The organism is Amycolatopsis arida, from assembly GCF_900115565.1.
Taxonomy (GTDB): domain Bacteria; phylum Actinomycetota; class Actinomycetes; order Mycobacteriales; family Pseudonocardiaceae; genus Yuhushiella; species Yuhushiella arida.
The window spans coordinates 99,158-124,188 of record NZ_FOWW01000009.1 but is presented as its reverse complement, the minus strand read 5'-3'; the positions used below and the strand labels follow the sequence as shown (position 1 = coordinate 124,188).

The 25,031-nt window shown below is 72.4% G+C and carries 18 protein-coding genes; 10 read left to right on the top strand and 8 right to left on the bottom strand.

Annotated elements, in window-relative coordinates:
- The first annotated feature begins 62 nt into the window (after positions 1-62).
- On the top strand, positions 63-2,006 hold the full coding sequence (locus BM051_RS22820) for a prolyl oligopeptidase family serine peptidase (protein WP_092534140.1): 1,944 nt from the start codon (positions 63-65) through the stop codon (positions 2,004-2,006).
- Positions 2,003-2,935, top strand: coding sequence for a S66 peptidase family protein (locus BM051_RS22815; protein ID WP_243859729.1), 933 nt, complete (start codon positions 2,003-2,005; stop codon positions 2,933-2,935). Before BM051_RS22820 ends, BM051_RS22815 begins: the two co-directional genes overlap by 4 nt.
- Before the next feature lie 321 nt (positions 2,936-3,256).
- On the opposite strand, the gene BM051_RS22810 is transcribed toward BM051_RS22815, so the two are convergent.
- The 3 genes from BM051_RS22810 to BM051_RS22800 all read right to left on the bottom strand — a co-directional run bounded on the left by BM051_RS22810 (position 3,257) and on the right by BM051_RS22800 (position 6,602).
- On the bottom strand, positions 3,257-4,459 hold the full coding sequence (locus tag BM051_RS22810; protein ID WP_208326005.1) for an amidohydrolase family protein: 1,203 nt from the start codon (positions 4,457-4,459) through the stop codon (positions 3,257-3,259).
- A gap of 22 nt (positions 4,460-4,481) precedes the next feature.
- The gene (locus BM051_RS22805; protein WP_092534137.1) at positions 4,482-5,621 is read right to left on the bottom strand and encodes an MAB_1171c family putative transporter; all 1,140 of its coding nucleotides are present in this window, start codon (positions 5,619-5,621) and stop codon (positions 4,482-4,484) included.
- Between the two features lie 168 nt (positions 5,622-5,789).
- A complete protein-coding gene (locus tag BM051_RS22800; protein ID WP_092534134.1) occupies positions 5,790-6,602 on the bottom strand; it encodes an SAM-dependent methyltransferase in 813 nt (270 codons plus the stop codon).
- A 158-nt stretch (positions 6,603-6,760) separates the two neighbouring features.
- Here BM051_RS22800 and BM051_RS22795 point away from each other — a divergent pair, with 158 nt between their 5' ends.
- Positions 6,761-7,180 carry a TIGR03668 family PPOX class F420-dependent oxidoreductase gene (locus BM051_RS22795; protein ID WP_092534131.1) on the top strand — a complete coding sequence of 140 codons (420 nt, stop codon included), beginning with the start codon at positions 6,761-6,763 and terminating at the stop codon, positions 7,178-7,180.
- A 10-nt stretch (positions 7,181-7,190) separates the two neighbouring features.
- On the opposite strand, the gene mptB is transcribed toward BM051_RS22795, so the two are convergent.
- The 5 genes from mptB to BM051_RS22770 form a co-directional block, all read right to left on the bottom strand.
- Positions 7,191-8,768, bottom strand: a complete 1,578-nt coding sequence (gene mptB, locus BM051_RS22790) for a polyprenol phosphomannose-dependent alpha 1,6 mannosyltransferase MptB (RefSeq protein WP_092534128.1) — start codon at positions 8,766-8,768, stop codon at positions 7,191-7,193.
- 78 nt (positions 8,769-8,846) lie between these two features.
- The gene (locus BM051_RS22785; protein ID WP_424923306.1) at positions 8,847-10,547 is read right to left on the bottom strand and encodes an ATP-binding cassette domain-containing protein; all 1,701 of its coding nucleotides are present in this window, start codon (positions 10,545-10,547) and stop codon (positions 8,847-8,849) included.
- Positions 10,548-10,569: 22 nt separating this feature from the next.
- On the bottom strand, positions 10,570-11,475 hold the full coding sequence (locus BM051_RS22780) for an ABC transporter permease (RefSeq protein ID WP_092534125.1): 906 nt from the start codon (positions 11,473-11,475) through the stop codon (positions 10,570-10,572).
- Positions 11,472-12,503 carry an ABC transporter permease gene (locus tag BM051_RS22775; protein WP_092534122.1) on the bottom strand — a complete coding sequence of 344 codons (1,032 nt, stop codon included), beginning with the start codon at positions 12,501-12,503 and terminating at the stop codon, positions 11,472-11,474. Before BM051_RS22775 ends, BM051_RS22780 begins: the two co-directional genes overlap by 4 nt.
- A 34-nt stretch (positions 12,504-12,537) precedes the next feature.
- Positions 12,538-14,304 carry an ABC transporter substrate-binding protein gene (locus tag BM051_RS22770; RefSeq protein ID WP_092534503.1) on the bottom strand — a complete coding sequence of 589 codons (1,767 nt, stop codon included), beginning with the start codon at positions 14,302-14,304 and terminating at the stop codon, positions 12,538-12,540.
- 155 nt (positions 14,305-14,459) lie between these two features.
- Between BM051_RS22770 and BM051_RS22765 the strand changes: the two genes are divergently transcribed.
- The 7 genes from BM051_RS22765 (at position 14,460) to BM051_RS22735 (ending at position 25,020) form a co-directional block, all read left to right on the top strand.
- Positions 14,460-15,287 carry a M55 family metallopeptidase gene (locus tag BM051_RS22765; RefSeq protein WP_092534119.1) on the top strand — a complete coding sequence of 276 codons (828 nt, stop codon included), beginning with the start codon at positions 14,460-14,462 and terminating at the stop codon, positions 15,285-15,287.
- A complete protein-coding gene (locus BM051_RS22760; RefSeq protein ID WP_092534116.1) occupies positions 15,280-16,587 on the top strand; it encodes a M20/M25/M40 family metallo-hydrolase in 1,308 nt (435 codons plus the stop codon). The genes BM051_RS22765 and BM051_RS22760 overlap by 8 nt, the downstream gene beginning before the upstream one ends.
- Before the next feature lie 112 nt (positions 16,588-16,699).
- On the top strand, positions 16,700-17,020 hold the full coding sequence (locus tag BM051_RS22755) for a hypothetical protein (RefSeq protein WP_092534113.1): 321 nt from the start codon (positions 16,700-16,702) through the stop codon (positions 17,018-17,020).
- Between the two features lie 543 nt (positions 17,021-17,563).
- Entirely contained in the window at positions 17,564-21,883 is a 4,320-nt protein-coding gene (locus BM051_RS22750) for a GH92 family glycosyl hydrolase (protein WP_092534110.1), read from the top strand.
- Between the two features lie 342 nt (positions 21,884-22,225).
- Positions 22,226-22,873: a dihydrofolate reductase family protein gene (locus BM051_RS22745; RefSeq protein ID WP_208326004.1), complete on the top strand. Its 648-nt coding sequence runs from the start codon at positions 22,226-22,228 to the stop codon at positions 22,871-22,873.
- A gap of 12 nt (positions 22,874-22,885) precedes the next feature.
- Entirely contained in the window at positions 22,886-23,851 is a 966-nt protein-coding gene (gene pip, locus BM051_RS22740) for a prolyl aminopeptidase (protein ID WP_424923305.1), read from the top strand.
- A 110-nt stretch (positions 23,852-23,961) separates the two neighbouring features.
- On the top strand, positions 23,962-25,020 hold the full coding sequence (locus BM051_RS22735; RefSeq protein WP_166677819.1) for a glycoside hydrolase family 76 protein: 1,059 nt from the start codon (positions 23,962-23,964) through the stop codon (positions 25,018-25,020).
- The last annotated feature ends 11 nt before the right edge of the window (positions 25,021-25,031 follow it).

The window sequence follows — 25,031 nt, the reverse complement described above, 5'->3', positions numbered from 1 at the left end:
GCCCGTGCGGCGCTGGGTGCGTCGACTGCCCCGACCGCGAGAGCGCCGCTTACGCTGGCGGAATGCCGAGGATTGCGCCCTATGGGACGTGGAGCTCACCCATCACCGCCGAGGACGTGGCGGCCGCGGGTGGCAGTCCCCAGTGGCTCGACGTCGTGGACGGCGACGTCTGGTGGGCCCAGCCCCGGCCGGACGAGGGCGGCCGGATCGCGTTGCTGCGCGCCCGCGCCGACACGGTCGAGGAGATGCTGCCCGCGCCGTGGAACGCGCGGAACCGGGTGCACGAGTACGGCGGCCGCCCGTGGCTGGTGACCGGCGACGCGCTGGTCTTCACCCACTGGGACGACCAGCGGGTGTACCGGCGGGACCTCGGCTCCGGCACGGTGGAGCCGATCACCCCGGAGCCGGCGACCCCACACGGCGTCCGCTATGCCGACCTCCGGCCCGGCCGCACCGGCGAGGTCTGGGCGGTGCGCGAGGCCGGCACCGGTCCCCGCCGGGCCGACGTCACCCGGGACCTGGTGTCGCTGTCCTCGACCGGCGGCGAGCCGCGGGTGCTGGCCGCCTCGAACCACTTCCTCACGGCGCCGCAGCTGTCCCCCGGCGGCCGGCACGCCGCGTGGTTGGGGTGGGACCATCCGGCGATGCCGTGGGACGGCACGTCCTTGTGCGTCGCCGAGGTCGCCCCGGACGGCACCTTCGGCCCGCACCGCGTGCTCGCCGGCGGCCCCGACGTCGCGGTGTGCCAGCTGGAGTGGGAGTCCGCGGACACCCTGCTGGCGCTGCTGGACCCGGACGGCTGGTGGAACCTGCACCGGATCCCGCTGGAGGGCGAGCCGACCAACCTCGCGCCGGTCGAGGCGGAGCTCGGCGGGGCGCTGTGGCGGATCGGCTCCCGCTGGTTCACCCCCCTCGGCGGGGGCCGGCACGCGGTGCTGGACTCCGGCCGCCTGGCCGTGCTCGACGAGCACAGCCGCACCGTGCGCGAGGTCCCCGCGGCGGTGGAGCTGACCGCATGGTCGGCGGCGCTCGCCGCGCACGGCACCGGGGTGGCCGGCATCGCCGCCGGCCCGCGGCAGGAGGCGAGCGTCGTCCACGTGGACCTGGCCACCGGTGCGCTCACCGAACTCACCCCCGCCACCGGCGCCGACCGGCTGCCGCGACCGGCCTACCTGCCCGTCCCGGAGGAGCGGGTGTTCACCGCCGCCGACGGCGCGCCGATCCCGGCCTACGTCTACCCACCCGCCAACCCCGACCACTCCGCACCGGACGGCGAGCGGCCGCCGTTCCTGGTGCACGTCCACGGCGGCCCCACCGGACGCAACCACCCGGTGCTCGACCTCGACTTCGCCTACTTCACCAGCCGCGGCATCGGCGTGGTGGCGGTGAACTACGGCGGCTCCACCGGGTACGGGCGCCGGTTCCGGGAACGGCTGCGTGGGCAGTGGGGCGTGGTCGACGTGCGGGACTGCGTGGCCGTGGCGGAGGCGCTGGTGGCCGAGGGCGTCGCCGACGGCGACCGGCTCGCCGTGCGCGGCGGCAGCGCCGGCGGGTTCACCTCCGCCGCGTCGATGACGACGGTGCGCACCTATCGAGCGGGCACCGTCAAGTTCCCCATCCTCGACCTGCACGCGTGGACCGCGGACGGCGGCGAGACCCACGACTTCGAGTCGCACTACCTCGACGGGCTGGTCGGCCCGCTGCCGGAGGCCGCGCGACGCTACCGGGACCGCTCCCCCCTCCACCACGCCGCCGACCTCGCCGGACCGGTGCTGTTCCTCCAGGGACTCGAGGACGAGATCTGCCCGCCGGAGCAGGCCGACCGGTTCGTCGACGCGCTGAAGGGCAGCGGAGTGCCGCACGCCTACCTCACCTTCCCCGGCGAGCAGCACGGGTTCCGCAAGGCGGAGACGATCGTCGCGGCGCTGACCGCCGAGCTGTCCTTCTACGGTCAGGTGCTCGGGTTCGACACCCCGGGCGTGCCGCGGATCGAGCTGCGCCGATGACCCGCGCCGACACCGCCGCCCTGGTGCGGCCGTCGCGGCTGCGGGCCGGCGACACCGTGGCGATCGTCGCGCCCGCCGGGCCGGTGCCGCGGCACCTGCTCGACTCGGCCGTCGGGGTGCTCGAGTCGTGGGGACTGTCGGTGCGGTTGTTCGACTCGGTGCACGCCGACAACCCGGTGTTCGACTACCTCGCCGGTGGTGACGCCGAGCGGGCGCGGGACTTCCAGGACGCCTGGCTCGATCCGGACATCCGCGCGGTCTTCGCCGCCCGCGGCGGGTACGGCTGCCTGCGGATCCTCGACCTCGTCCACTGGCCGGCGCTGCGCGTCGCGGGGCCGAAGCTGTTCGCCGGGTCCAGCGACACCACGGCCCTGCACGAGGCGGTCGGGGTGCACCTGGGCCTGACCACGCTGTTCTCCCCCATGCCGGCCACCGCGCACTTCGACCCGCCCGCCGCCGAGCACCTGCGGCGCACCCTGTTCGAGCCCGAGCGCACCCGCGTGCTGCGCGGCCCGGACGCGGCCACGCTGGTGCCCGGCCGGGCCGCGGGGCCGGTCGTCGGCGGGAACCTCAGCCTGCTGGTGTCCAGCATCGGCGCACCCGAGCACCGCCCCGCCCGTGGCGGCATCGCCGTGCTGGAGGACGTCACCGAGGACGTGTACCGGTTGGACCGGATCCTCACCCAGCTGCTGCGGTCCGGCTGGTTCGCCGATGTGGCCGGGATCGCGCTGGGGTCGTGGACCGAGTGCGGCCGGCCGGACGAGGTGCGGGCGCTGATGCTGGACCGGCTCGGCCCGCTGGGCGTGCCGATCGTGTGGGAGCTCGGCTTCGGCCACCACGGCGGGGCGCTCACCGTGCCGCTCGGGGTGCCCGCGGTGCTCGACGCCGACGCGGCCACGCTCACCCTCACCGAGCCCGCACTGTCCTGACTCCCACACCGCGTCGCGGGTGGTGGGTCCCCACCCCGAAGCCCTGATTGTGTTGACGGTCGTCGGCGTCGTGTCAGGGCGGGAAAGCGTGCCTTGACACGCCACCCCCGCCCGCAAGGCGGCTTCGGATCGGGGTGGGGAGGGGAATGGATGATGGCCCCTTGTCTATGGGCGCGTGCCTTGAGCCGGCGTGGGAAGCCCTGGTGCCCGCGCCGGGTGAGGCGCACCCGGCGCGGGTGTGTTGTCCCTGGAGCGGCCTCGCGTCCTGCCGGGACCTTGGCAGGCCAGCCCGAACGGTGAGGTGTGCCGTGTCGAGGTGGTTCAGCACTCCGGCTGCGGGCCGGGCACGTGCGTGCGGCCCTCGGCGACGACCAGCCTCGGGTCGCGCAGCGCGGCCAGGTCGACCAGCGGGTCGCCGTCCACCACGACCAGGTCCGCGCGCAGGCCGGGGGCGAGCCGTCCGGTCCGGTCGCCGAGCCCGAGCGCGGTGGCCGCGGTGCCGGTGGCCATGTCCAGGATCTGGTCGTTGGGGAAGCCGAGGTAGGCGTAGAACTCCAGGCTGCCGACGGGGTTGTCGAACACCGCGCCCGGCACGCCGGCGTCGGTACCGGAGATCAGCGGCACGCCCTGCTCGGCCATCCAGCGGAGCCGGCCGAACACGTCCCGGGCGCGGTCCTCACCGAACCGGGCGGCGAAGGCCCGCCAGTTCGGGCTGGCTCCCGGGCAGACGTAGACGTTCTTGGCGGCCATCTCGGCCACCACGTCGTCCAGCGCGCGGAACCCGTCGCGGGTCATCCAGGTGCAGTGCTCGACGGTGTCCACCCCGGCGGCCACGGAGGCGGCGATGCCGTCCGTGCCGTGGGCGTGCGCGGCCACCGGCAGCCCCAGCCGGTGCGCCTCGTCGACCACCGCGCGGAGCTCCTCCGGCGTGAACTGGGACTCCCAGGTCGCCGCGCCACCCGAGGTCAGCCCCCCGCCGGTGGCCATCACCTTGATCACGTCCGCGCCGGCCTCGGCGTTACGCCGCACCCTGGCCCGGATCTGCTCCTCGCCCTCGACCACGCCGCCGAGGAACCAGCAGTGGCCTTCGGGCGGGGTGAGCGGCACGGTGGCGCTGAGGATCCGCGGCCCGGGCCGCCGCCCGGCGCCGATCTCGTCGCGCAGCCGCACCGCGAGGAAACCCCGGTCACCGAGATCGCGCACCGTGGTCACACCGTGGTCAAGCAGCAGGCGGGCCCGGTGCGCCATGTCCTCCAGCAGTGTCGCGTCGTCGGTCGCGCTCAGGTCGCCCACCGGGTCGGGCCCGGCGCTGAACGCCAGGTGCACGTGGCAGTCGATCAGCCCGGGCAGCACGGTGGACCCGGGCAGGTCCATGCGGCGCGCGTCGGGCGCGGCGAGCGCGGCCACCTCGGCCCGCGGACCCACGGCGACGATCTCCGGCCCACGCACCAGGACCGCACCGTCACTGATGCCCCGGCCGGCCGGCCCGGTGAGCAGCTGTCCCGCCGAGATCAACAGTTCCACGATGTGCTCGTTCCCCTTCGCGTCAGGTCGGTTTCCGCTGCAGCGCCTCGGCCAGGGTGACCAACTCGCGGACGTCGGCGTCCAGGCCACCGCCACCGTCGACGGGCACCGCCACCGGGGTGGCGTGCTCACCCACCGGGCGGCCCTCCGCCTGCGCCCGCAGCGCTTCCCGCAGCAGCGCGGCCAGCTCGGCCGGCGACGCCGGCTCGACGCCGGCCTCGGCGCGCACCTGCTCGAGGTACGGGCTGATCCGCACCAACCCGTCCCGGCACTCGATGACCCGCCGGTAGTAGCGGCGGTGCACGCCGCGCAGGCTCACCGCGTCCCGCCATCGGCCGGCCGGCACCCTGCCCAGCACGAACTCCGGGTAGGCCGACTGCAAAATCATCCACAGTGGACGCAGCCGGTGGTAGATGCGGCGGTGCTGCCACCAGACCCGCAGCGCGGCCAGCCGCATCGCCGCGGCCGGGTAGGCGATGCCGACCACGAACAGTGGGATCGCGACGGCCAACAATCCCGCCGCGGCCTCCGGCAGGATCGGCGGCACCCGTCCGCCGAGCCAGCGGATCACGACGACGACGCCGCGCACGGTGGCGCCCAGCGACATGCCGGCCATGCCCGCTGCGGCCAGCCGCAGGCCCACCGACACCGGAGGCCGGGTCGCGCTGGCCCGGCGCAACGTCCAGTACAGCGCGGCGACCAGCGCGTAGATCAGGTAGCAGCCGGCGACGAAGTAGAACGTGGCGACGCTGGTGATGGTCATGTCCGCGGTGCCGTAGCTGAGGCCGCGCAGCTCGGTGGGCGTGCTGTACATCGCCACCGAGATCACGACGATCACCGCGACCAGCGGGACGAGCTCCCACCGGGCCCGCCGGCTGCCCTGCTCGAGGTCGGCCGCCGAGTACAGGTAGAAGCACATCAGGAAGTACACGGTGCACAGCAGCAGCACGTTCTGCAGCAGCTTCGCGGTGCCCGGCACGGTCAGCCCGTCCAGCCACGCCGCCCCGAACGGCAGCCCGAACGGGAACGCCACGGCCGCGCAGGCGAGGCAGGACGTGACCGCCCGCAGCGGCCGGTCGTGCGGCGACCCGGCGAGCTGGTGCAGTTTCCAGCCCAACGCCGCGATCAGCACCACCCCGAGCACCATGGACAGCAAGCCCATGCCCTACTCCTCGCTGACGCTCGTCCGGCCGCAGCGGACGATACTGTACGACACGGCCGACCGTCGCCGTGTCCGCGCGCCACGATCACGTGCTCGCGCCGCGCGACGCGGACGAACGCGCACCGACAGCCGATACGTGTGCACAGAGCTCGGACACAGGTGCGTGGGTCAGGGTTTGCGGGCCACGCCGCCGAGGATCAGGTAGTCGGCGTCGCCGGTGCCCGTCACCCGGGGACCGGTGGGCCACCACTCGTGCAGGTACACCAGACCCGGGGGAACCATCTCCCAGTCGCCGAAGAACGCCTGGATCTCCTCCCGGCTGCGGAACCACCCCGACCCGAGGTTGGCCATCGCCATCTCCAGGTCCTTCGCCACCCGGTGCAGCCGCTCGTCCTCCGGCGCGTGGAAGTGCGTCAGCGCCAGCGCGCTGCCGGAGGGCAGCCGCTCGCGATAGCGCGCCACGATGCCCCAGGGGTCGCCGGCGTCCGGCACGTGGTGCAGCACACCGCAGTGGATCAGCGCCACCGGGCGGGACAGGTCGAGGTGCCGCGCGACGGCATGGTGCTCGAACAGCGCGTCCACCTCGGTGAGGTCCGCGTCGATGAGGAACGTCTTGGTCTCGGTGTTCTCCAGCAACGCCCGCCCGTACACCTGGCAGGCCGGGTCGTTGTCGACGTAGAGCACCGTCGCGTCGGGGTTGACCCGTTTCACCACGTCGTGCGTGTTCTCCATGGTCGGCAGCCCGGCGCCGCAGTCGAGGAACTGGTCGATCCCGGCGGTCGCCATCCAGCGCACCGCCCTGACCAGCCAGGCCCGGTTCTCCTTCGCGATCATCGGCGCGGTCGGGACGGCCTTGACCAGCTCGCGCACCACGGCGCGGTCGGCCTCGTAGTTGTCCTTGCCGCCGAGGATGGCGTCGTAGGTGCGGGCGATGGAGGGTTGGGTGGTGTCGAGCAGCCGTTCGTCGGACAGCTGGTTCACAACGGTGATCCTCCTCTGCTCGGTGGGGCCCGAGCTCCGAACTGTAGCGACATCGACACGGGCGGCGATAGGCCCCGGTGCCCGCCGTTTCCGCCGAACCGGAGGCAGCACCGCCGCGGAAGGCGCGCGGCCGGGAAGGACGGCCGTAGCCTGGGCGCATGCGACTGCATCCGCGGGAGGCCCGGCGCCGCTTCGCCGCGGCCCGTGTCGCCCGGCTGGCCACCGTTGGCCCCGGCGGCGTCCCGCACCTGGTCCCGGTGACGTTCGCCGTGCTGGACGACGCGATCGTCTTCGCGGTCGACCACAAGCCCAAGAGCAGCGTCGAGCTGCGCCGGCTGCGCAACATCGCGGCCAATCCCGCGGTGTCGTTCCTGGTCGACCACTACGACGACGACTGGACCCGGCTGTGGTGGACCCGCGCCGATGGCACCGCTACCACCGTGCACGACCCGGAGCGGCGGCGCGCGGCGGTCGACGCGCTGGCCGCCCGCTACCCCCAGTACGCCGCGCGGCCGCCCACCGGCGCGGTGGTCCGCACCGACGTCACCCACTGGAGCGGCTGGACCGCTGGCGGCTGACCCGTGCCCGTCACGCGCGCTCGGTGGACTCCTCGGTGGGCTTCCCGGCCGCCGCCTCGGCGGGCCCGCGCCACGCGGCGACCAGACCCAGCGGGTCGGGCCGGAGGAACGCCGCCGCCGCGTACGCGCTGGCCGCGACCACCCCGGCGATGAACCACCAGTCGTACATCGCCTGCTCGCCGGTCGGGTAGTAGACCAGCACCAGGAACACCGACACCGCGACCACCACCGCCAGGTGGGCGCGCCGCCACGGGAACGCCGAGGCGATCACGAACCCCCAGGTGAGGTACCACGGCAGGGTCGGCGGCGCGAGCAGGGCCACGGCCAACAACGTCACCGCCATCCGGAAGATCGCCTCGTTGCCGCCGTGCCGGGACAGCCACCACTGCCGTACCGCGACCACCGCCAGCAGCCCGAACGCCAGGAACCGGGCCACCGTCACGAACGGCGACGACGGGACGTCGACCACCAGGTGCACCACGTTGTAGACGATGTCGCCGATCCCGGTCGGGAAGTTCAGCCAGTTCGCGATCAGCGTCGGCGCCTGCAGCCCGGTGATCCACCCCAGGTTGAACGAGCGCAGCGACAACCAGGTGCCGGCGACGAACACCACCGCGAAGATCCCCAGCGCGGGCAGCACGGCCCGCCAGAACCGGCGGGTCAGGCTCCGCTCGGCGGGCAGGTGGTTGGCCCACACCCACACCAGGAACGGCAACGCCACGGCCGCCGTCGGCTTGATCAGCATTCCGACGGTGACCAGCGCGATCGCCACCGCGTGCCACCGCTCCAGCGCGGCCACCACGCCGACGGTGAGGAAACCGAGCATCAGCAGGTCGTTGTGCGGCCCGCCGACCAGGTGGATCACCGTCATCGGGCTGGCCACCGCCAGCCACGTCGTCACCGGCAGCCGCCCGCCGAGGTGCCGCGTCAGCCGGGGCAACGCCCACAGCATCATCGCCAACCCGACCAGCAGCACCAGCCGGGTCCCGATCACCCCGGCGATGACGTTGTTGCCGGTCACCGCCACGACGCCCTGCGCGACGAACAGGAACAGCGGGCCGTAGGGCGCCGGAGTGGTCTGCCACAGCGAGTGCACGTTCAGCACCACGTCCGGCAGCACGTCCAACTCGGTCGGCCCGTCGGCGTACGGGTCCAGCCCGTGCAGCAGCTGCGCACCCTGGCCGAGGTAGGAGAACACGTCGCGGGTGAACAGCGGCGGCGACACCAGCAGCGGCGCCATCCAGCACGCCGCGGCGACCAGCACCGGTCGGGTGCCGACCCGCCCGGCGAGCACGTACCGGCCCAGCCGCACCCACGCCCACACCACCAACGCGAACCCCAGGTACAGCAGCGCGGTGGCCAGCGCCTGGCCGTGGCCGTACCGGATCCACGACAGCGGACCGTGCCCGAGCACCGGGTCCCGGATGAGGATCCCGCCGGCGCCGAGCGCGGCCAGCATGAGCAGCGTGCTGCCGACCGTGCCCAGCGCGATCGTGCGGTACGGGAAGCGGGACGGCGGCTGGCCCGGCGGTGCGCCGCTGGCGTTCGGGGCCGCGGCACCCGTCCCGGAGTCTGTGCTGGTCACCATGTCGGGCAACGACACTACACACCGCGGCGGCCACGGCCGCCGCCGGTCAGCGGTCGTCTGGCCGGAGCCAGCTCGTGCTCAGCTCGTGGTCTCCGCGCGCACCGCGGTGCCGCCGGGCAGCGCGGCCAGCAGCGACTTCGTGTACTCGTGCCGCGGGTCGAGCAGGACCTTCTCCACGCTGCCCACCTCCACCAGCTCACCCCGGTACATCACCGCCACCCGGTCGGCGATGTTCCACGCCAGCCCCAGGTCGTGAGTGATCACCAGCGCGGCCAGGCCCAGCTCGCGGCGCAACCGCAGCAGCAACGCGAGGATCTCGCCGCGCACCGACGCGTCCAGCGACGCCACCGGCTCGTCGGCCACCAGCACGCTCGGCCGCAGCGCGAGCGCGCCGGCGATCACCACCCGCTGCCGCTGTCCGCCGGACAGCTCGTGCGGCAGCCGCGGCATGAACAACTCCGGCGGTCGCAGCTCGGCCGCCTCCAGCGCGGCCGTCACGATCTCCCGCTCGTCGCGCCCCTCACCGTCGGCGCCGGCGATGCCGTGGATCCGCGGCCCCTCGGCCACCGCCTCGTACACGCTGTGCCGCGGGTTGAGCGCGCTCGTCGGGTCCTGCAACACCAGCTGCACCTGCCGCCGGTAGGCTCGAAGCCCCGCCGTCGACGTCGGCAGCGGCTCATCACGGAACAGCACCGAGCCCGACGTCGGCCGTTGCAGCCCGAGCAACGTCCTGGCCAGCGTCGTCTTACCGGAACCCGACTGGCCGACCAGCGCCACGATCTCCCTGCGCCGCACCTCCAGGTCCACCCCGGCCACGGCGGGCACCCGCTCCCCCGTCCGGTCCCGGAACACCACCCGCAGGTTGCGCGCGGCCAGCAGCGGCGGCTCGACCGTCTCGCCCTCGGCGGTGACCTCGGGCTCGGGCGGCAGCGGCGTGCTGGTGGCCGGCGCGAACCGCGACACCGGGTCGCCGACCGTCGGGAACGCCGCCGCGAGCGCCCTGGTGTGCTCGTGCCGCGGCTCGCGCATCACCTCGCGTGAGGGACCGAGCTCCACGATCTCGCCGCGGTACATCACCGCGATCCGCGCGCACGTCGCGGCCAGCACCGACAGGTCGTGGCTGATCATCATCAACCCGATGCCGTGCTCGGCCACCAGCCGGGAGAGCAGGTCGAGCACCTGCTTCTGCACGATCACGTCCAGCGCCGTGGTCGGCTCGTCGGCGAGGATCAGCCGCGGCCGGCAGGCCAACGCCATCGCGATCATCACCCGCTGCTTCTGCCCACCGGACAGCTCGTGCGGATACGACCTCGCCTTCGACGCCGGAAGGTCCACCTGCCGCAGCAGCTCCGCCACCCGCGCGCGAACCTCCGCATCGCTCGGCACCGCACCCGCGGGGGCGTGCAGCCGGATCGGCTCGGCGACCTGCGCGCCCACCCTGCGCACCGGATTCAGCGCGTGCATCGCGCCCTGGAACACCACCGACGCCGACGCCCAGCGCACCGCCCGCAGCCGGCCCCAGCGCATCGTCGTCACGTCCTCGCCGTCGAGCAGGATCTCGCCGGTGACCTTCGCCGACTTCGGCAGCAACCGCAGCACGCTCATCGCGACCGTGGACTTGCCGGAGCCGGACTCGCCGGCCACGCCCAGCGTCTGGCCGGCGCGCAGGTCGAGATCCACCCCGCGCACCGCCGGAACCTCCCCACCGGCCGTGCGGTAGGTGACCCCGAGGCCGCGCAGCCGCAGCAGCGGCACGTCGGTGGTGGCCGTGTCCGTCACGCTCGCCCTCCCAGTTCCGCCGTCACGCCCGCCCCGCCTTCAACCGCGGGTTGAGCACCGTCTCCAACGCGCGGCCGACCAGGGTGAACGACAGCACGACCACCACGATCGCGATGCCCGGTGGCAACAGGTACCACCACGCGCCGGCGACGACCGCGCCGCTCTGCAGCGCCCGCTGCAGCATCGAGCCCCACGACACCGCGCTCGGGTCACCGAGCCCCAGGAACGACAGGGTGGACTCGGCGATGATCGACGACCCCACCACCAGCGTCGTGTTGGCCAGCACCAGCGGCAGCACCGCGGGCAGCACGTGCTTGCCCACGATGTGCAGGTGTCCCCCGCCGAGCGCCCGTGCCCGCTCGATGTAGGGCCGGCTCTCGATGGTCAGCGTCTGCGCGCGCACCAACCGCGCCGTCGTCGGCCACGACGTCACCCCCACCGCCAGGATGATCGTCGGGATCCCCTGCGGCAGCACCGTCGACAGCGCGATCGCCAGGATCAGCGACGGCAACACCAGGAAGAAGTCGGTGACCCGCAGCAGCAGGTTGGCCACCCATCCGCCGAAGTGCGCCGCGGCGATGCCCACCAGCGTTCCGATGAGCACCGACAGCAACGTCGCCGAGAACCCGACCAGCAGCGACACCCGCGCGCCCCACAACGTCAGCAGCAGCACTGAGCGGCCGTCGACGTCGGTGCCCAGCGGGAACTCCCCGCTCGGCGGCCGCAGCGGCGACCCGGTGGCCTGGGTGACGTCCAACCCGGACTCGTCGGTGATCACCGGCGCCAGCAGCGCCAGCGCCACGACCAGCCCCAGCAGGCACAGGCCGACCAGCCCGCCCCGGTTCGCGGTGAACTCCCGCCACAGCTGCCGCGCGGCGGCCCGCCGTCGCTGCCAGGTGATCGCCCTGGCACTCGTCGCCGTGCTCATGACGCCCGCACCCGGGGATCCAGCACGCGGTAGAGCAGCTCCGCGAGAAAGTTCATCACGACCACCGATCCGGCCAACACCACGAACAACCCCTGCAACAACGGCAGGTCCGGGCCCCACAGCGCCTCGAACGTCAGCAGGCCCAGCCCCGGCCAGGAGAACACCGTCTCCACCGTCACCGTGCCCGACACCACCAGCCCGAACTGAAGGAACACCAGCGTGACCGTCGGCAGCAGCGCGTTGGGCACCGCGTGCCGCCGGCGCACCAGGTCGTCGCGCAGCCCCTTCGCCCGCGCCGTGGTCAGGTAGTCGGCGTTCATCTCCTCCAACAGCGACGACCGCATCACCAGCATGTACTGCGCGTACACCACGGCCAGCAGCGTCACGCACGGCAGCACCAGGTGGTGGGCCACGTCGAGTGCCTGGAGCACCAGGCTGTCCGGGATGTCCGGCGAGCGCATGCCCCGGCTGGGAAAGAAGCCCTGGGTGGCGATCAGCAGCAGCATGCCGAGCCAGAACTGCGGAACCGACCACAACGTGAGCGCGATGCCGGTCTGGGTCCGGTCGAACACGCTCTCCCGCCGCCACGCCGCCCGCACGCCCAGCCACAGCCCGAGCGCCACCGCCAGCAGCGTGGCGGTGCCGACCAGCAGGACCGTCGCCCCCAACCGCTCGGCGATCATCTCCCCGACCGGCCGGTTGAACACGTAGGACGTTCCCAGATCACCGCGCAGCAGCCCACCCAGGTAGGACAGGAACTGCTCGACCAGCGGCCGGTCCACCCCCAGCCGGGCGCGCAGCTCGGCCAGCTGCTCGGGGCTGGTCGGCCGGTCCCTCGTCATCGTCGCCACCGGGTCACCCGGGATCATCCGGAACAGGAAGAACCCGAGCAACACCACCAACAACAGGCTGGCCAGCGCGCCACCGAGCTTGCCGAGCACGAACCGGGCCGTCCCGGTCCCGCCCCGGCGTTCGTCGGGATCCCGCTCCTCGGCCTCGAGGACCGCGGAGGACGCCACCTGGGTCACCGGCTCGCCTCCTCGCCGGCGCTCGTCGGCTCGCTCACTCCTGGTCCTCGGCCGACGTCCGCCGACGGGTCAGCGCCACGCCACCGACCACCAGCAGCACCAGCACCCCGGCACCGGCGGCGATCCACACGCCCGCGGACGAGCCGTCCCCGCCGCTCGCGGCGTCGACCGGGGTCGCGCCGTAGAAGCCCCAGTAGCCGTTCTGCTCCATGATCTGCCCGTCCGCCGGCTGCCGGGTGAACCCGGTGAACCGGTCCGACCGGTATGCCTCCAGCACGTTGTCGTACTGCAGGATCACCGTCGGCACCTGGTCGTAGTAGCGGGCCTGCGCCTGCTTCACCAGCTGCACCCGCTTCTCCGGGTCCATTTCGGCGCGCTGCGCGGCGTAGAGCCGGTCGTACTCCTCGTCGCAGAAGAACGACGCGCTGCTGCTGCTCCCGCTGGCGACCGGTAGCCGGTCGCAGGTGTGCAGCGACAGCACGTAGTCCGGGTCCGGGTTGGTGCCCCAGCCGGACAGCGCGAGGTCGTAGTGGCCCGACGAGGTGACCTCGTTGACCTCGTTGTCCGACACCAGCTGCTTGTTCACCCGGATGCCCACCTCACCCAGCCAGCTCACGACGTAGTCGGCGGCGCGCTGCTGGTAGTCCTCGCTGGCCCGGCCGACCAGCCGAAACTCCAGCGGCCGGCCGTCCGGCCCCACCCGCACGCCGTCCGGGCCCATCGGGTAGCCGGCGGCGTCCAGCTCCGCGCGGGCCCGTGCCGGATCGAAGGTGTAGCGCTGGTCCGCCGGCGGCTCGTAGTGGTACTTCGCGTACAGCGCCGGCACCAGCCCGCCGCCGAGCTGCGCGTAGCCGCCGGAGACCCGGTCCACCAGCGTCTGCGGGTCGATCGCCCGCGCGATGGCCTTGCGCACCCGCACGTCGCGCAGCGCCGGGTGCCCGTCACCCACCGGCTGCCGGTCGGCGTTCTGCGCGCCCGGGTTGATCAGCAGGTCGCGGTAGCGGCGGCCGTTGGCCTTGTTGGTCTCGACGCCCGGCGTGTCCCGCAGCGCGTCGAACTGGGCCGGGGTGAGCCGGTTGACGAAGTCGACCTCGCCGTTGCGCAGCGCGTTCACCGCCATGTCGGAGTTCTTGAAGCTGACGAACTGCAGCTCGTCGATCTTGGCGGGGCCGCGCCAGTAGGTCGGGTTGGCCTTCAGTCGGATGACCTCGTTGCGGCGGAACTCGGTGAGCACGAACGGTCCGCTGCCCACCCCGACGATGTCCACCTCGTCGGTCCTCGGGTCGGCCATGTCCTCGACGCCGCCCCAGATGTGCTCGGGCACGATCGGGATGTCCAGCGCGGTCATGCTGGACTGCGGGATCTTCGTCCTGATCACCAGCGTGCGGTCGTCCGGCGCGGTCACCGACTCGAAGTTGGTGACGTAGCTGCCGTTGGCCTCGGCCGCCTTCGGGTCGGTCATGATCCGGTTCAGGGTGAACGCGGCGTCCCCGGCGGTGACCGGTTGCCCGTCCGACCACGTCATCTCGCGGATCCTGAACGTCCAGGTCAGCCCGTCGGGTGAGGGCTGCCAGCTCTCCGCGACCCCACCCGTCGGGCTGGTGTCCTCGGCCGAGGGCAGGGTCAGGAACTCCCAGGCCATCCGGCCCACCATCGCGCTCGAGGCGAAGCTCGCGGTGAACGGGTTGAGGTGGTCGATCTCCTGGACCAGCGCCACCCGTAGCACCTTGTCCTGCTGGGCCTGCGCTGGCGCGACGAACGGGCCGGCGACCAGCAGGCACGCCGCCAGCACCGCGATCATGGACCGGACGCGCGCCCGACCGGAGAGACGCATCATGACCACCGAATCCTCCCTGGGCTTCCTTGAAGCCGAAAAGTAACCACTTAGGCCCGCCCGAAGTCAACAATTCCCGCCCAGCGCTGCCAAGCCGTGACTTTAGCGGCTAGGTTGGCCCCATGCGGATCATGATCTCGGCCGACATGGAGGGCGCCACCGGCGTCACCTGGACCGACGACGTGGTGCCCGGAACGGAGCAGTGGCAGCGGTTCCGCCGGCTGTTCACCGGCGACGTCAACGCCACGATCAGCGGCCTGTTCGCCGGCGGCGCCACCGACGTCCTGGTCAACGAGGCCCACTCCACGCAGCGCAACCTGCTGCTCGAGGACCTCGACCCGCGGGCGAGGATGCTCACCGGCCGACACAAGCCGCTGTCGATGATGCAGGGCATCGACTCCGGCGTCGAGGGCGTCGTCTTCCTCGGCTACCACGCCGGTGCCGGCAGCGACGGCGTGCTCTCCCACACCTACCTCGAGAACCAGATCACCGGGGTGTGGCTGGACGGCGTCCCGGCCAGCGAGGGCCGGCTCAACGCCGCGCTCGCCGCCGAGTACGGCGTGCCGGTCCTCGCGGTCACCGGCGACGACAAGGCGTGCGCCGACGCCGCCGAGTACGCGCCGGAGGCCCAACTGGTCGCGGTGAAGGAGTGCGTCAGCCGGTACGCCGCGATCTGCGACCCGCCGGCCCGCACCGCCGAACGGCTCACCACCGCGGCCCGCAACGGCATGGTCATGGCGGGCTCCGGGGAGCCCCGCGCGATCGCGCACCGGATCGAGGTGGAGTTCGACGCCAGCCATCTCGCGCAGGCCGCGGCGGTGGTGCCTACCGTGGATCAGGTGGACGTGCGCCGGGTGGGTTTCGACGCGCCCACCATGACCGAGGCGATGAAGGCGTTCAAGGTCGTGACGGCCATAGCTGCAGGGGCGGTGCAAGGAAAGTATGGCTAGTACGGACGTCGTGGAACTGTGCGCCGAACTGGTGCGCATCGACACCTCCAACCGCGGCGGCGGTGATGCCGAGGGCGAGCGGCCGGCCGCCGAGTTCGCGGCCGGCGTGCTCGCCGACGCCGGCGTCGACTCGAAGATCTACGAGTCGGCCCCCGGCCGGGCCAACCTGGTCGCCAGGATCCCCGGCGCGGACCGAGACCTGCCAGCCCTGCTGGTGCAGGGTCACCTCGACGTCGTGCCCGCCGAGGCCGGCGACTGGTCGGTGCCCCCGTTCGCCGGTGAGGTCCGGGACGGCTTCCTGTGGGGCCGGGGCACCGTGGACATGAAGGACTTCTGCGCGATGGTGCTCTCCGTCGTGCAGACCCTCACCAGCACCGGCCGGCGACCCCGCCGCGACGTGGTGCTGGCGTTCGTGGCCGACGAGGAGGACCGCGGCGACTTCGGTGCCCACTGGCTGACCACCGCGCATCGGGACCTGTTCGAGGGTTGCGCGGTGGCGATCAGCGAGTCCGGCGCCTACACCTACCACGTGCCCGCCACCGACGGCCGCGACGTGCGGCTGTACCCGGTGGGCACCGCCGAGCGGGGCACCGCCCACCTCAGGCTCACCGCCCGCGGGCGCGCCGGGCACGGGTCCCGCCGCAACGACGAGAACGCGGTGGTGCGGCTGGTGGGCGCGCTGCACCGGCTGGCCGAGCACGAGTGGCCGGTGTACCTGACCCCGACCGTGCGGGCGTTCCTCGTGCGCACCGGCGCCGCGCTCGGGGTGAAGGTCGACCTGTGCGACGTGGACGCGACGCTGGCCAGGCTCGGCCCGGCCGCGGCGCTCGTGGAGTCCACCGTGCGCAACAGCACCACGCCGACCGTGCTCGACGCCGGCTACAAGGTGAACGTGATCCCCAGCGAGGCCGAAGCGCTGGTCGACACCCGGGTGCTGCCCGGCACCGAGACGTCGCTGATGAGCGAGGTGGACCGGCTGCTGGGGCCGCACATCGAGCGGGAGTTCATCGCGCGTCAGCCACCGGTGCAGGCGTCACTGGACTCACCGTGGTTCCACGCGATGGCGGACGCGCTGCGCGCCGAGGACCCCGAGGCCGTGGTGGTGCCGTACTGCATGGGCGGGGGCACCGACGCCAAGGCGTTCACCCCGCTGGGCATCGAGTGCTACGGGTTCGCTCCGCTGTGGCTGCCCGAGGGGTTCCCGTACCGGGCCATGGCCCACGGCGTCGACGAGCGGGTGCCGGTGGAGGGCCTGCGCTTCGGCGCCCGGGTCCTGGAGCGCTTCCTGACCACCTGTTGAGCCCGCGGCGTCACTCCTTCGGTGGATTCCGGCGCCGCTGTCGTGACGACCGTCGCGGAGAGGGCAATACCGGCAGGTGACCGGACCCGCACACCGAACCCTGGAGGCCTCGATGCCGTCCCGTCGCCGTTCCCTCGCCGCGCTCGCCCTCGCCGCCGCCCTGGTTCCGCTGACCAGCGCGCCCGCGCACGCCGCGACGGGCGAGTTCGAGTACGTCACGTCCATGGGAGATTTCGTGCTCACCGACCCGGCGAACGACCAGTGCCACGAGCTCGACACGAAGTGGGCCGTCTACGTCGCCGACAATCGCACCGACGCCTTCGCCGAGCTCTACATGGCGCCACAGTGCGGGGGTCGCTATGCCACCGTGCCGCCGGGCGACGAATACGCGGGCGTGGCGCCGGTGACGAGCGTCAAGTTCGTGACTCGCTGAACTCGCTGAGCCGTTCGCCAACCTCACCACCTGCTGGCCGGACCATGACGTCAGCGGGTCGCGCGGTGTGCTCGAGGATCTCGGCAGCGACCCACAGGCTTACTCGTCGCCCGCGAGCCCTGGGAACGCGACGGTCGGGCGACGACATCCGGATCAGCGAAGCGGGGCTCCTCACGGGCCGCACCGGCCCGTGAGGAGCCGCTGCGTCGGCACCTCAGTGCCCAGTTGAGCCGGGCGCAGTTTCCGGCGCTGGCCGACATCGCCGGGGATGCCCGCACCGGAGTGCCTTGCCTGTCTTTGCGGTGTGTTGTTAGGGCTCGTTATTGAACTGGACCAGTAAGTTGGCACGTTCAATGCCGCGCTGTATAGGATGTTATACGGCGCGTTCGGTCATTCGTGGTAACCGTCCTTGTCTGGTTTCGGCCAGGATCGTCGAGCCTTCTTGACATCGATGTCACGACGACGGTTGTCTGCAGGGGCGCTCGAGTCGGTCGGGGGCCGGGCGCATCCCGCGTTGCCGTTCGGATGCGAAAGCCCGGTGCCATGCTCCGTTCCCCGCTGCCCAGACGAACTCTCGGCCGCCCGGTCGTCCCTTCACTGCTGTCCGCGGCGCTCCTGTCCGCGGTCGTGGTCGCCGTGCCGGTCCCGGCGGCGGCCCAGCCCGTGGCGACCTTCGCCTCGTCCTTCGAGGCCGACGACCCCCAGCCAGCCTGGGTGGACACCGTGGAGACGCTGTCATCGGGCGAGCCGAAGGCGCACGGCGTCACCGGCGCCGACCCGAACGCCGTCCCCGGCGACATCCGCGGCGGGATCACCGAGATCGCCGCCAGCAACGAGAACACCGGCGGTGGGGAGGTCGCCGCCAACCTGGTCGACGGCAGCGCGGACACCAAGTGGCTGGCCTGGGAGCCCACCGGCTGGGTGCGGTTCACCCTCGAGGAACCCGCCTCGATCACCCGGTACGCGCTGACCTCGGCCAACGACTTTCCCGGTCGCGACCCGCGGGACTGGACGCTCAGCGGCTCGATCGACGGCACCACCTGGGAGTCGCTGGACCGCCGCACCGACGAGTCGTTCGCCACCCGGTTCGAGACCAGGGAGTTCCGGATCAATCCTTCGCCGGCCTACCGGCACTACCGTCTCGAGGTCACCCGCAACCACGGGCAGCCGCTGCTCCAGCTGGCCGAGCTGCTGCTGGCCAACGACGACCCGCCACCACCGCCGCTGCCGACGATGCGCAGCCACCCCGGCGGCGGCCCGCGCAACGGCTACACCAGCAAGTTCAACGCCGGCTTCACCGGGGTGCGCGCGCTGCGCTACTCCGGCAGCCACGTCGCCGAGGGCCCCGGCCACTCGTACAACAAGATCTTCGACGTCGACCTGCCGGTCGCCGCGGACACCGAGCTGTCCTACACGGTGTTCCCCGAGTTCCTCGCCGACGACCTGGCCTACCCGAGCACGCACGTCGCGGTGGATCTCGCGTTCACCGACGGCACCTACCTCAGCGACCTCGGCGCGGTCGACCAGTACGGCTTCCCGCTGTCGCCGCGCGGCCAGGGCGCGGCCAAGTCGCTCGCGGTGAACCAGTGGAACCTCGTCCGATCCACCGTCGGCACGGTCGCCGCCGGCAAGACCGTCGACCGCATCCTCGTCGGCTACGACAACCCGGCCGGACCCGGCGGGGTGAAGGGCTGGTTCGATGACATCCGGCTGGCCCCCGCGGCACCGCCAGCCGCGAACGCTCGGCCCACCGACCACGTGCTCACCACCCGAGGCACCCACTCCAACGGCACCTTCTCCCGCGGGAACAACTTCCCCGCCACGGCCGTGCCGCACGGCTTCAACTTCTGGACCCCGGTGACCGACGCCGGTTCCACCAGCTGGCTCTACCGCTTCCATGAGGCGAGCAACGCCGCCAACCGGCCCACGCTGCAGGCGTTCTCGGTCAGCCACGAGCCCAGCCCGTGGATGGGCGACCGACAGACCTTCCAGGTGATGCCGTCGACCGCCGCGGGCGTCCCGGACGCCGGCCGCGCCGCCAGGGCGTTGCCGTTCGGGCACGACAAGGAGGTGGCGAAGGCGCACTACTACGCCGTGGAGTTCGACAACGGCGTGCGCACCGAGCTCGCGCCGACCGACCACGCGGCGATCTTCCGGTTCACCTTCCCCGGAGACGACGCCAACCTGATCTTCGACAACGTCAACGACGACGCCGGCCTCACCCTCGACCCCGAGACCGGCACGGTCACCGGCTACTCCGACGTCCGGAGTGGACTGTCCACCGGCGCCACCAGGCTCTTCGTGTACGCCACGTTCGACCGGCCGGTCACCACGGGCGAGAGGCTGCCCGGCGACGACCGCGACAACGTGCGCGGCTACCTGCGGTTCGACGCCGGCCAGTCGCGCACCGTCACGATGCGCATCGCCACCTCGCTGCTGTCCGTGGCGCAGGCCGAGCGGAACCTGGAGTTGGAGATCGCCCCCGGCGCCACCCTGGAGACCGTCCGGGACACCGCACGGGCCGCATGGGACGCCAAGCTCGGGGTGATCGAGGTCGATGGTGCCAGCGCCGACCAGCTCACGACGCTGTACTCCAACCTGTACCGGCTGTTCCTGTACCCGAACTCCGGTTTCGAGAACGTCGGCACCGCGGAGCGGCCGGTGCACCGCTACGCCAGCCCGGTCTCGCCACCGGTCGGCCCGAGCACCCCGACCGAGACCGGCGCCAAGGTCGTCGACGGCGAGATCTACGTCAACAACGGGTTCTGGGACACCTACCGCACCACGTGGCCGGCGTACACGCTGCTCTCTCCCGACATGGCCGGCACGATGATCGACGGGTTCGTCCAGCAGTACCGGGACGGCGGCTGGATCTCCCGGTGGTCCTCCCCCGGCTACGCCGACCTGATGACCGGCACCAGCTCCGACGTCGCCTTCGCCGACGCGTTCGGCAAGGGTGTGCGGAACTTCGACGTGCGGGCCGCCTACGACGCGGCGCTCAAGAACGCGACGGTGCGACCGCCGCACGCCGGGGTCGGCCGCAAGGGCATGGACACCTCGGTGTTCCTCGGCTACACCCCCACCACCACCCACGAGGGAATGTCGTGGGCGTTGGAGGGCTACCTCAACGACTTCGGCATCGCCATGATGTCGAAGGTTCTGCTCGACGAGGCCGCGCCCGACGACCCGCGCCGCGCCGAGTACCGCGACAACGCCGACTACTTCCTCGATCGAGCACGCAACTACGTGCACCTGTTCGACCCGAGCATCGGGTTCTTCCAGGGGCGCCGGCCGAACGGCGGCTGGCGGGTGCCGGCCGAGGAGTACGACCCGCGGGTGTGGGGCCACGACTACACCGAGACCAACGGCTGGAACATGGCGTTCACCGTGCCGCAGGACGGCCAGGGACTGGCCAACCTCTACGGGGGGCGCGCGGCGCTGGCGGACAAGCTCGACGAGTTCTTCGCGACGCCGGAGACCGCGACCTTCCCCGGCTCCTACGGTGGCGTCATCCACGAGATGCGCGAGGCACGGGACGTGCGGATGGGCCAGTACGGGCACTCCAACCAGCCCTCGCACCACATCCCGTACATGTACGCCCATGTCGGTCAGCCGGCGAAGACGCAGGCACTGGTGCGGGAGGCGCTGTCCCGGCTGTACCTGGGCAGCGAGATCGGCCAGGGCTACGCCGGCGACGAGGACAACGGCGAGATGTCCGCGTGGTACCTGTTCGGCGCGCTCGGCTTCTACCCGCTGCGGATGGGCAGCGCGGAGTACGTGATCGGCTCGCCGCTGTTCACTCGGGCCACCGTCCACCTGCCCGGCGGTGACCTGGTGGTCAGCGCGCCGAACAACGGCCCGCGCAACGTCTACGTCCAGGGCCTGAAGGTGAACGGCAAGCCGCACCACTCGACGTCGTTGCCGCACGCCGCCATCGCCGACGGAGGCTTGTTGGAGTTCGACATGGGGCCGGCGCCGTCGGCATGGGGCACCGGGCCGGGGGACGTCCCGCCGTCGCTGACCGGGGGCACCGCTTCCCCGGCGCCGCTGCGCGACCTGACCGGCGCGGGCCGGGGCACGGCCACCGGCAGCGACGGCACCGACGTGGCCGGATTGTTCGACGACACCAGCGTCACCGAGGTCGGGGTGGCCGGGCAACGCCCGTGGGTGGGCTACGAGTTGGCCGATGCCGGCATGCCGGTGACGCACTACACGCTCACCTCGCCGGCGGGTCGGGGCGAGCCGGTGAGCTGGGTGCTGAAGGGCTCCTACGACGGCGAGCGGTGGGCGGTGGTGGACGAGCGGACCGACCAGCGGTTCGCCTGGCGATCGCAGACCCGGGCGTTCTCGGTGGCCGCCCCGGGGCGGTACCGGCACTACCGGCTGGAGGTTACCAGCGGCGGCGCCACACTCGCCGAGGTGGAGCTGCTGGGCCGGCCGGGGCCGGCGTGCACCCGGACCGTCACCGGAGCGCACGAAGGACCACTGATCGCCGACACCGGCGTGGTGTGCCTGTCCGGGGCCACTGTCCGCGGCCCGGTGACGGTGGCGCCCGATGCCACGCTGCTCGCGCACGGCGGGTCCATCGCCGGGCCGGTCACCGCGACCGGGGCCGCGTCGGTGGTGCTGGACCGCACCGAGGTGACCGGCCCGATCGCGCTGACCGGGGTGACCGGGACCGTGGCCGTGGAAGCCGCCCGGATCACCGGTTCGGTGACGCTGACCCGCAACGCCGGGCCGCTGATCGCCGGCAGCACCGTCCGCGGCCCGCTGACCTGCGCCGGCAACGACCCGCCCCCGGTGAACCACGGCCACCCCAACACGGTGCACGGCCCGGCCCCCGGCCAGTGCCGCGGGCTGTGACACAGCGCAGAGGACACCGCGCCGCCGTTGCAGCCGACTGGCCCAGGGGTGCGGCCGTCGAGTTGGTGATCATGTTGGGTGAGCTGGGTGGCGTCGATCGACCGCACCGCCTGTCCGAGGTTCGCTCGGGTGGTGTCCCAGCGGAGCTAACCGAGGCGTTCATCCCGACCGAGGGCGAACTCGTCGGGGCTCGCGGCCGCACGCCTCACAACGATCCGGACCACGACCGCCGACCGGCAGCCGACCACAGCTGCCGCGCGAGCGGCCACGGAGCTCCTTGGTGGATGACGAAGGTCATCTTCTCAGCCGTGTCGATTTCGTCGCCGTCTGTGCGACGTCACAGTGACGGCGGTCGTCGTCTTCGTCGGATCCCCGCGGATCGCGGGGCAGCAGAAGGGAATCCATTGGGGGCAAGGTGTTCAGCCACATGACGATGTCACTGACGGCTTCATCGCGGATCCAAATGACCACGTCGCGGAACTCTTCGAGTGGTACGAAGCCGGGGAGGTCAACGTCCCCAATCCCAATGAACACGTCTCGTTCGAGGTCGACGACGCCAGTGCGGAGCTGGTCCGTGAATGGACCACCAACACTGGCGCCCTCGTCTCCGGCCGCCGCCTGTTCGACATCGCCGACGGTTGGGGCGACCATCACCCGACTGGCGCCCCTGTCATCGTGGTCACTCATCAGCCGCCCGAGAACGCTGACCGGTGGCCGAGAACGACGTTCGTCGAAGGCGTCGAGGTCGCGATCGCCCGCGCGCGGCAGGTCGCGGGCGACAGGGATGTCACCATCGCGAGTGCCAGCGTCTCTCAACAAGCACTCGAGCTCGGATTGGTCGACGAGGTATGCGTCAGCCTCGTGCCCGTGCTGTTCGGCGAGGGGATCCCCTACTTCACGAAGCTGAGCCGCGGACACCAACTCCTCGACGACCCAGTCGTCATCCAGGGTCGCCGCGCCCTTCACCTCAGGTACCGGGTCCGACGCTAGAGGAGGCGTGCGGTGATCGATCCGTTGCATCCGCCGGTGGAGCCGTACGACCACGGGATGCTCGACGTGGGCGACGGCAACCGGGTGTACTGGGAGGTCTGTGGCAACCCGGCGGGCAAGCCGGCGCTGGTCGTCCACGGTGGACCGGGGTCGGGATGCACACCGGGGCACCGGCGGTTCTTCGACCCCGCCCGGTACCGGGTCGTGCTGTTCGACCAGCGCGGCTGCGGCCGCAGCACGCCGAACGCCGGTGACCCGGACACGGACCTGTCGGTCAACACCACCGAGCACCTGCTGGCCGACATGGAGCGACTGCGCGAACACCTCGGCGTCGAGCGGTGGCTGCTGTCCGGGGCGTCGTGGGGCTCCACGCTGCTGCTCGCCTACGCCGAGCGGCATCCACACCGCGTGTCGGAGATCGTCGTCTCCGCGGTCACCACGACCCGGCGCGCCGAGCTCGACTGGCTCTACCGCGGCCTGTACCGGCTGTTCCCCGAGGAATGGGAGCGGTTCCGGGCGGGAGTGCCGGAAGCCGACCGAGACGGCGACCTGATCGCCGCCTACAACCGGTTGTTGGCCGACCCGGACCCCGCGGTGCGGGCGAGGGCCGCGGCCGAATGGCACGCCTGGGAGGACGCGACGATCTCGCTCGAGCCGAACGGGCGGCCGAACTCCTTCAGTGACCGGCCGGCGGAGGCCCTGCTGGCTCGCGCGCGGATCTGCGCCCACTACTTCGCGCACGGCGCGTGGCTGCCGGAGGGTGTGCTGCTGCGCGAGGCCGGGCGGCTGGCCGGGATCCCCGGGGTGCTCCTGCACGGCCGGCTCGACCTCGGCTCGCCGCTGCACATCGCCTGGGAGTTGGCCCGCACCTGGCCCGACGCCGAACTCGTCATCCTCGACGATGCCGGTCACTCCGGCGGCACGGCGGCGGAGGCCCGCAAGCGCGCCGCCCTCGACGCCTTCGCCGACCGGCGCTGAAGACCGGGTACCGCTCGGAGCGACCGCGATCGGCCGGGAGAATGCGCGACGAGCGGCACGCACCGCAATGGCGGTGTACCCGCCGGTGACGGCCTGGTTGGATCAGCGAGGTGCGAGGTGCGCTGCGGGCCCTGGTCGGGGCGCTGGCCGGGGTCCTCGTCCTGTCGGGGGTCGCGGTCGCCGCGCCAGGCGCGCCGTACGGCCGGTGGGCACGCACCGCCGGCACCGTCCTCGCCGGCTGGTACGACCCGGCCACCGGCCTGTACGACACCACCAACTGGTGGAACGCCGCCAACGCGCTGAACGCCGAGATCGACCTGTCCCGCCGCCACGGGCTGCGGGTCGGCGCCGAGCACGCCGCCATCACCTACGACCGCCACCACGCTGGCGGGTTCCTCAACCACTACTACGACGACGAGGGCTGGTGGGCGCTCACCTGGATCAACGCCCACGATCTCACCGGCGACCCGCGCTACCTCGCCACCGCCCGCGGAATCTTCGCCGATCTGCTCACCGGATGGGACGACGTCTGCGGCGGCGGCCTGTGGTGGAACAAGGACCGCCGCTACAAGAACGCCATCACCAACGAGCTCTTCATCACCGTCGCCACGCGGCTGGCCGCCCGCACCCCCGGCCCCGCCGCCGCCGAGTACCTCGGGTGGGCCCGCCGTGGCTGGGCGTGGTTCGCGGCCAGCGGCATGATCAACTCGTCGGGGCTGGTCAACGACGGGCTCGACGACGCTTGCGCCAACAACGGCCAGCCGACCTGGACCTACAACCAGGGCGTCATCCTCGGCGCGCTCACCGACCTCACCCGGCTCACCGGGGACCGTACCCTGCTCGCCACCGCGCACCGGATCGCCGGCGCGGCCATCACCACCGTGATCCACCCCGGCGGGATCCTGCGCGAACCCTGCGAGCCCGACCACTGCGGCGCCGACGGGCCCCAGTTCAAGGGCATCTTCATGCGCAACCTCGGCCACCTCCACACTCACTCCCCCCGCGCCCGCTACGCCGACTTCGTCCGGGCCAACGCCCGCTCCCTCTGGCGGCACGGCCGCAGCGCGGCCGACGAGATCGGCCTGGTCTGGATCGGCCCGTTCGACACCGCCGACGCCGCGCGGCAGAGTTCCGCCCTCGACGCGCTCAACGCCGCCGCGAACCTGTAGCTCCACGCTAC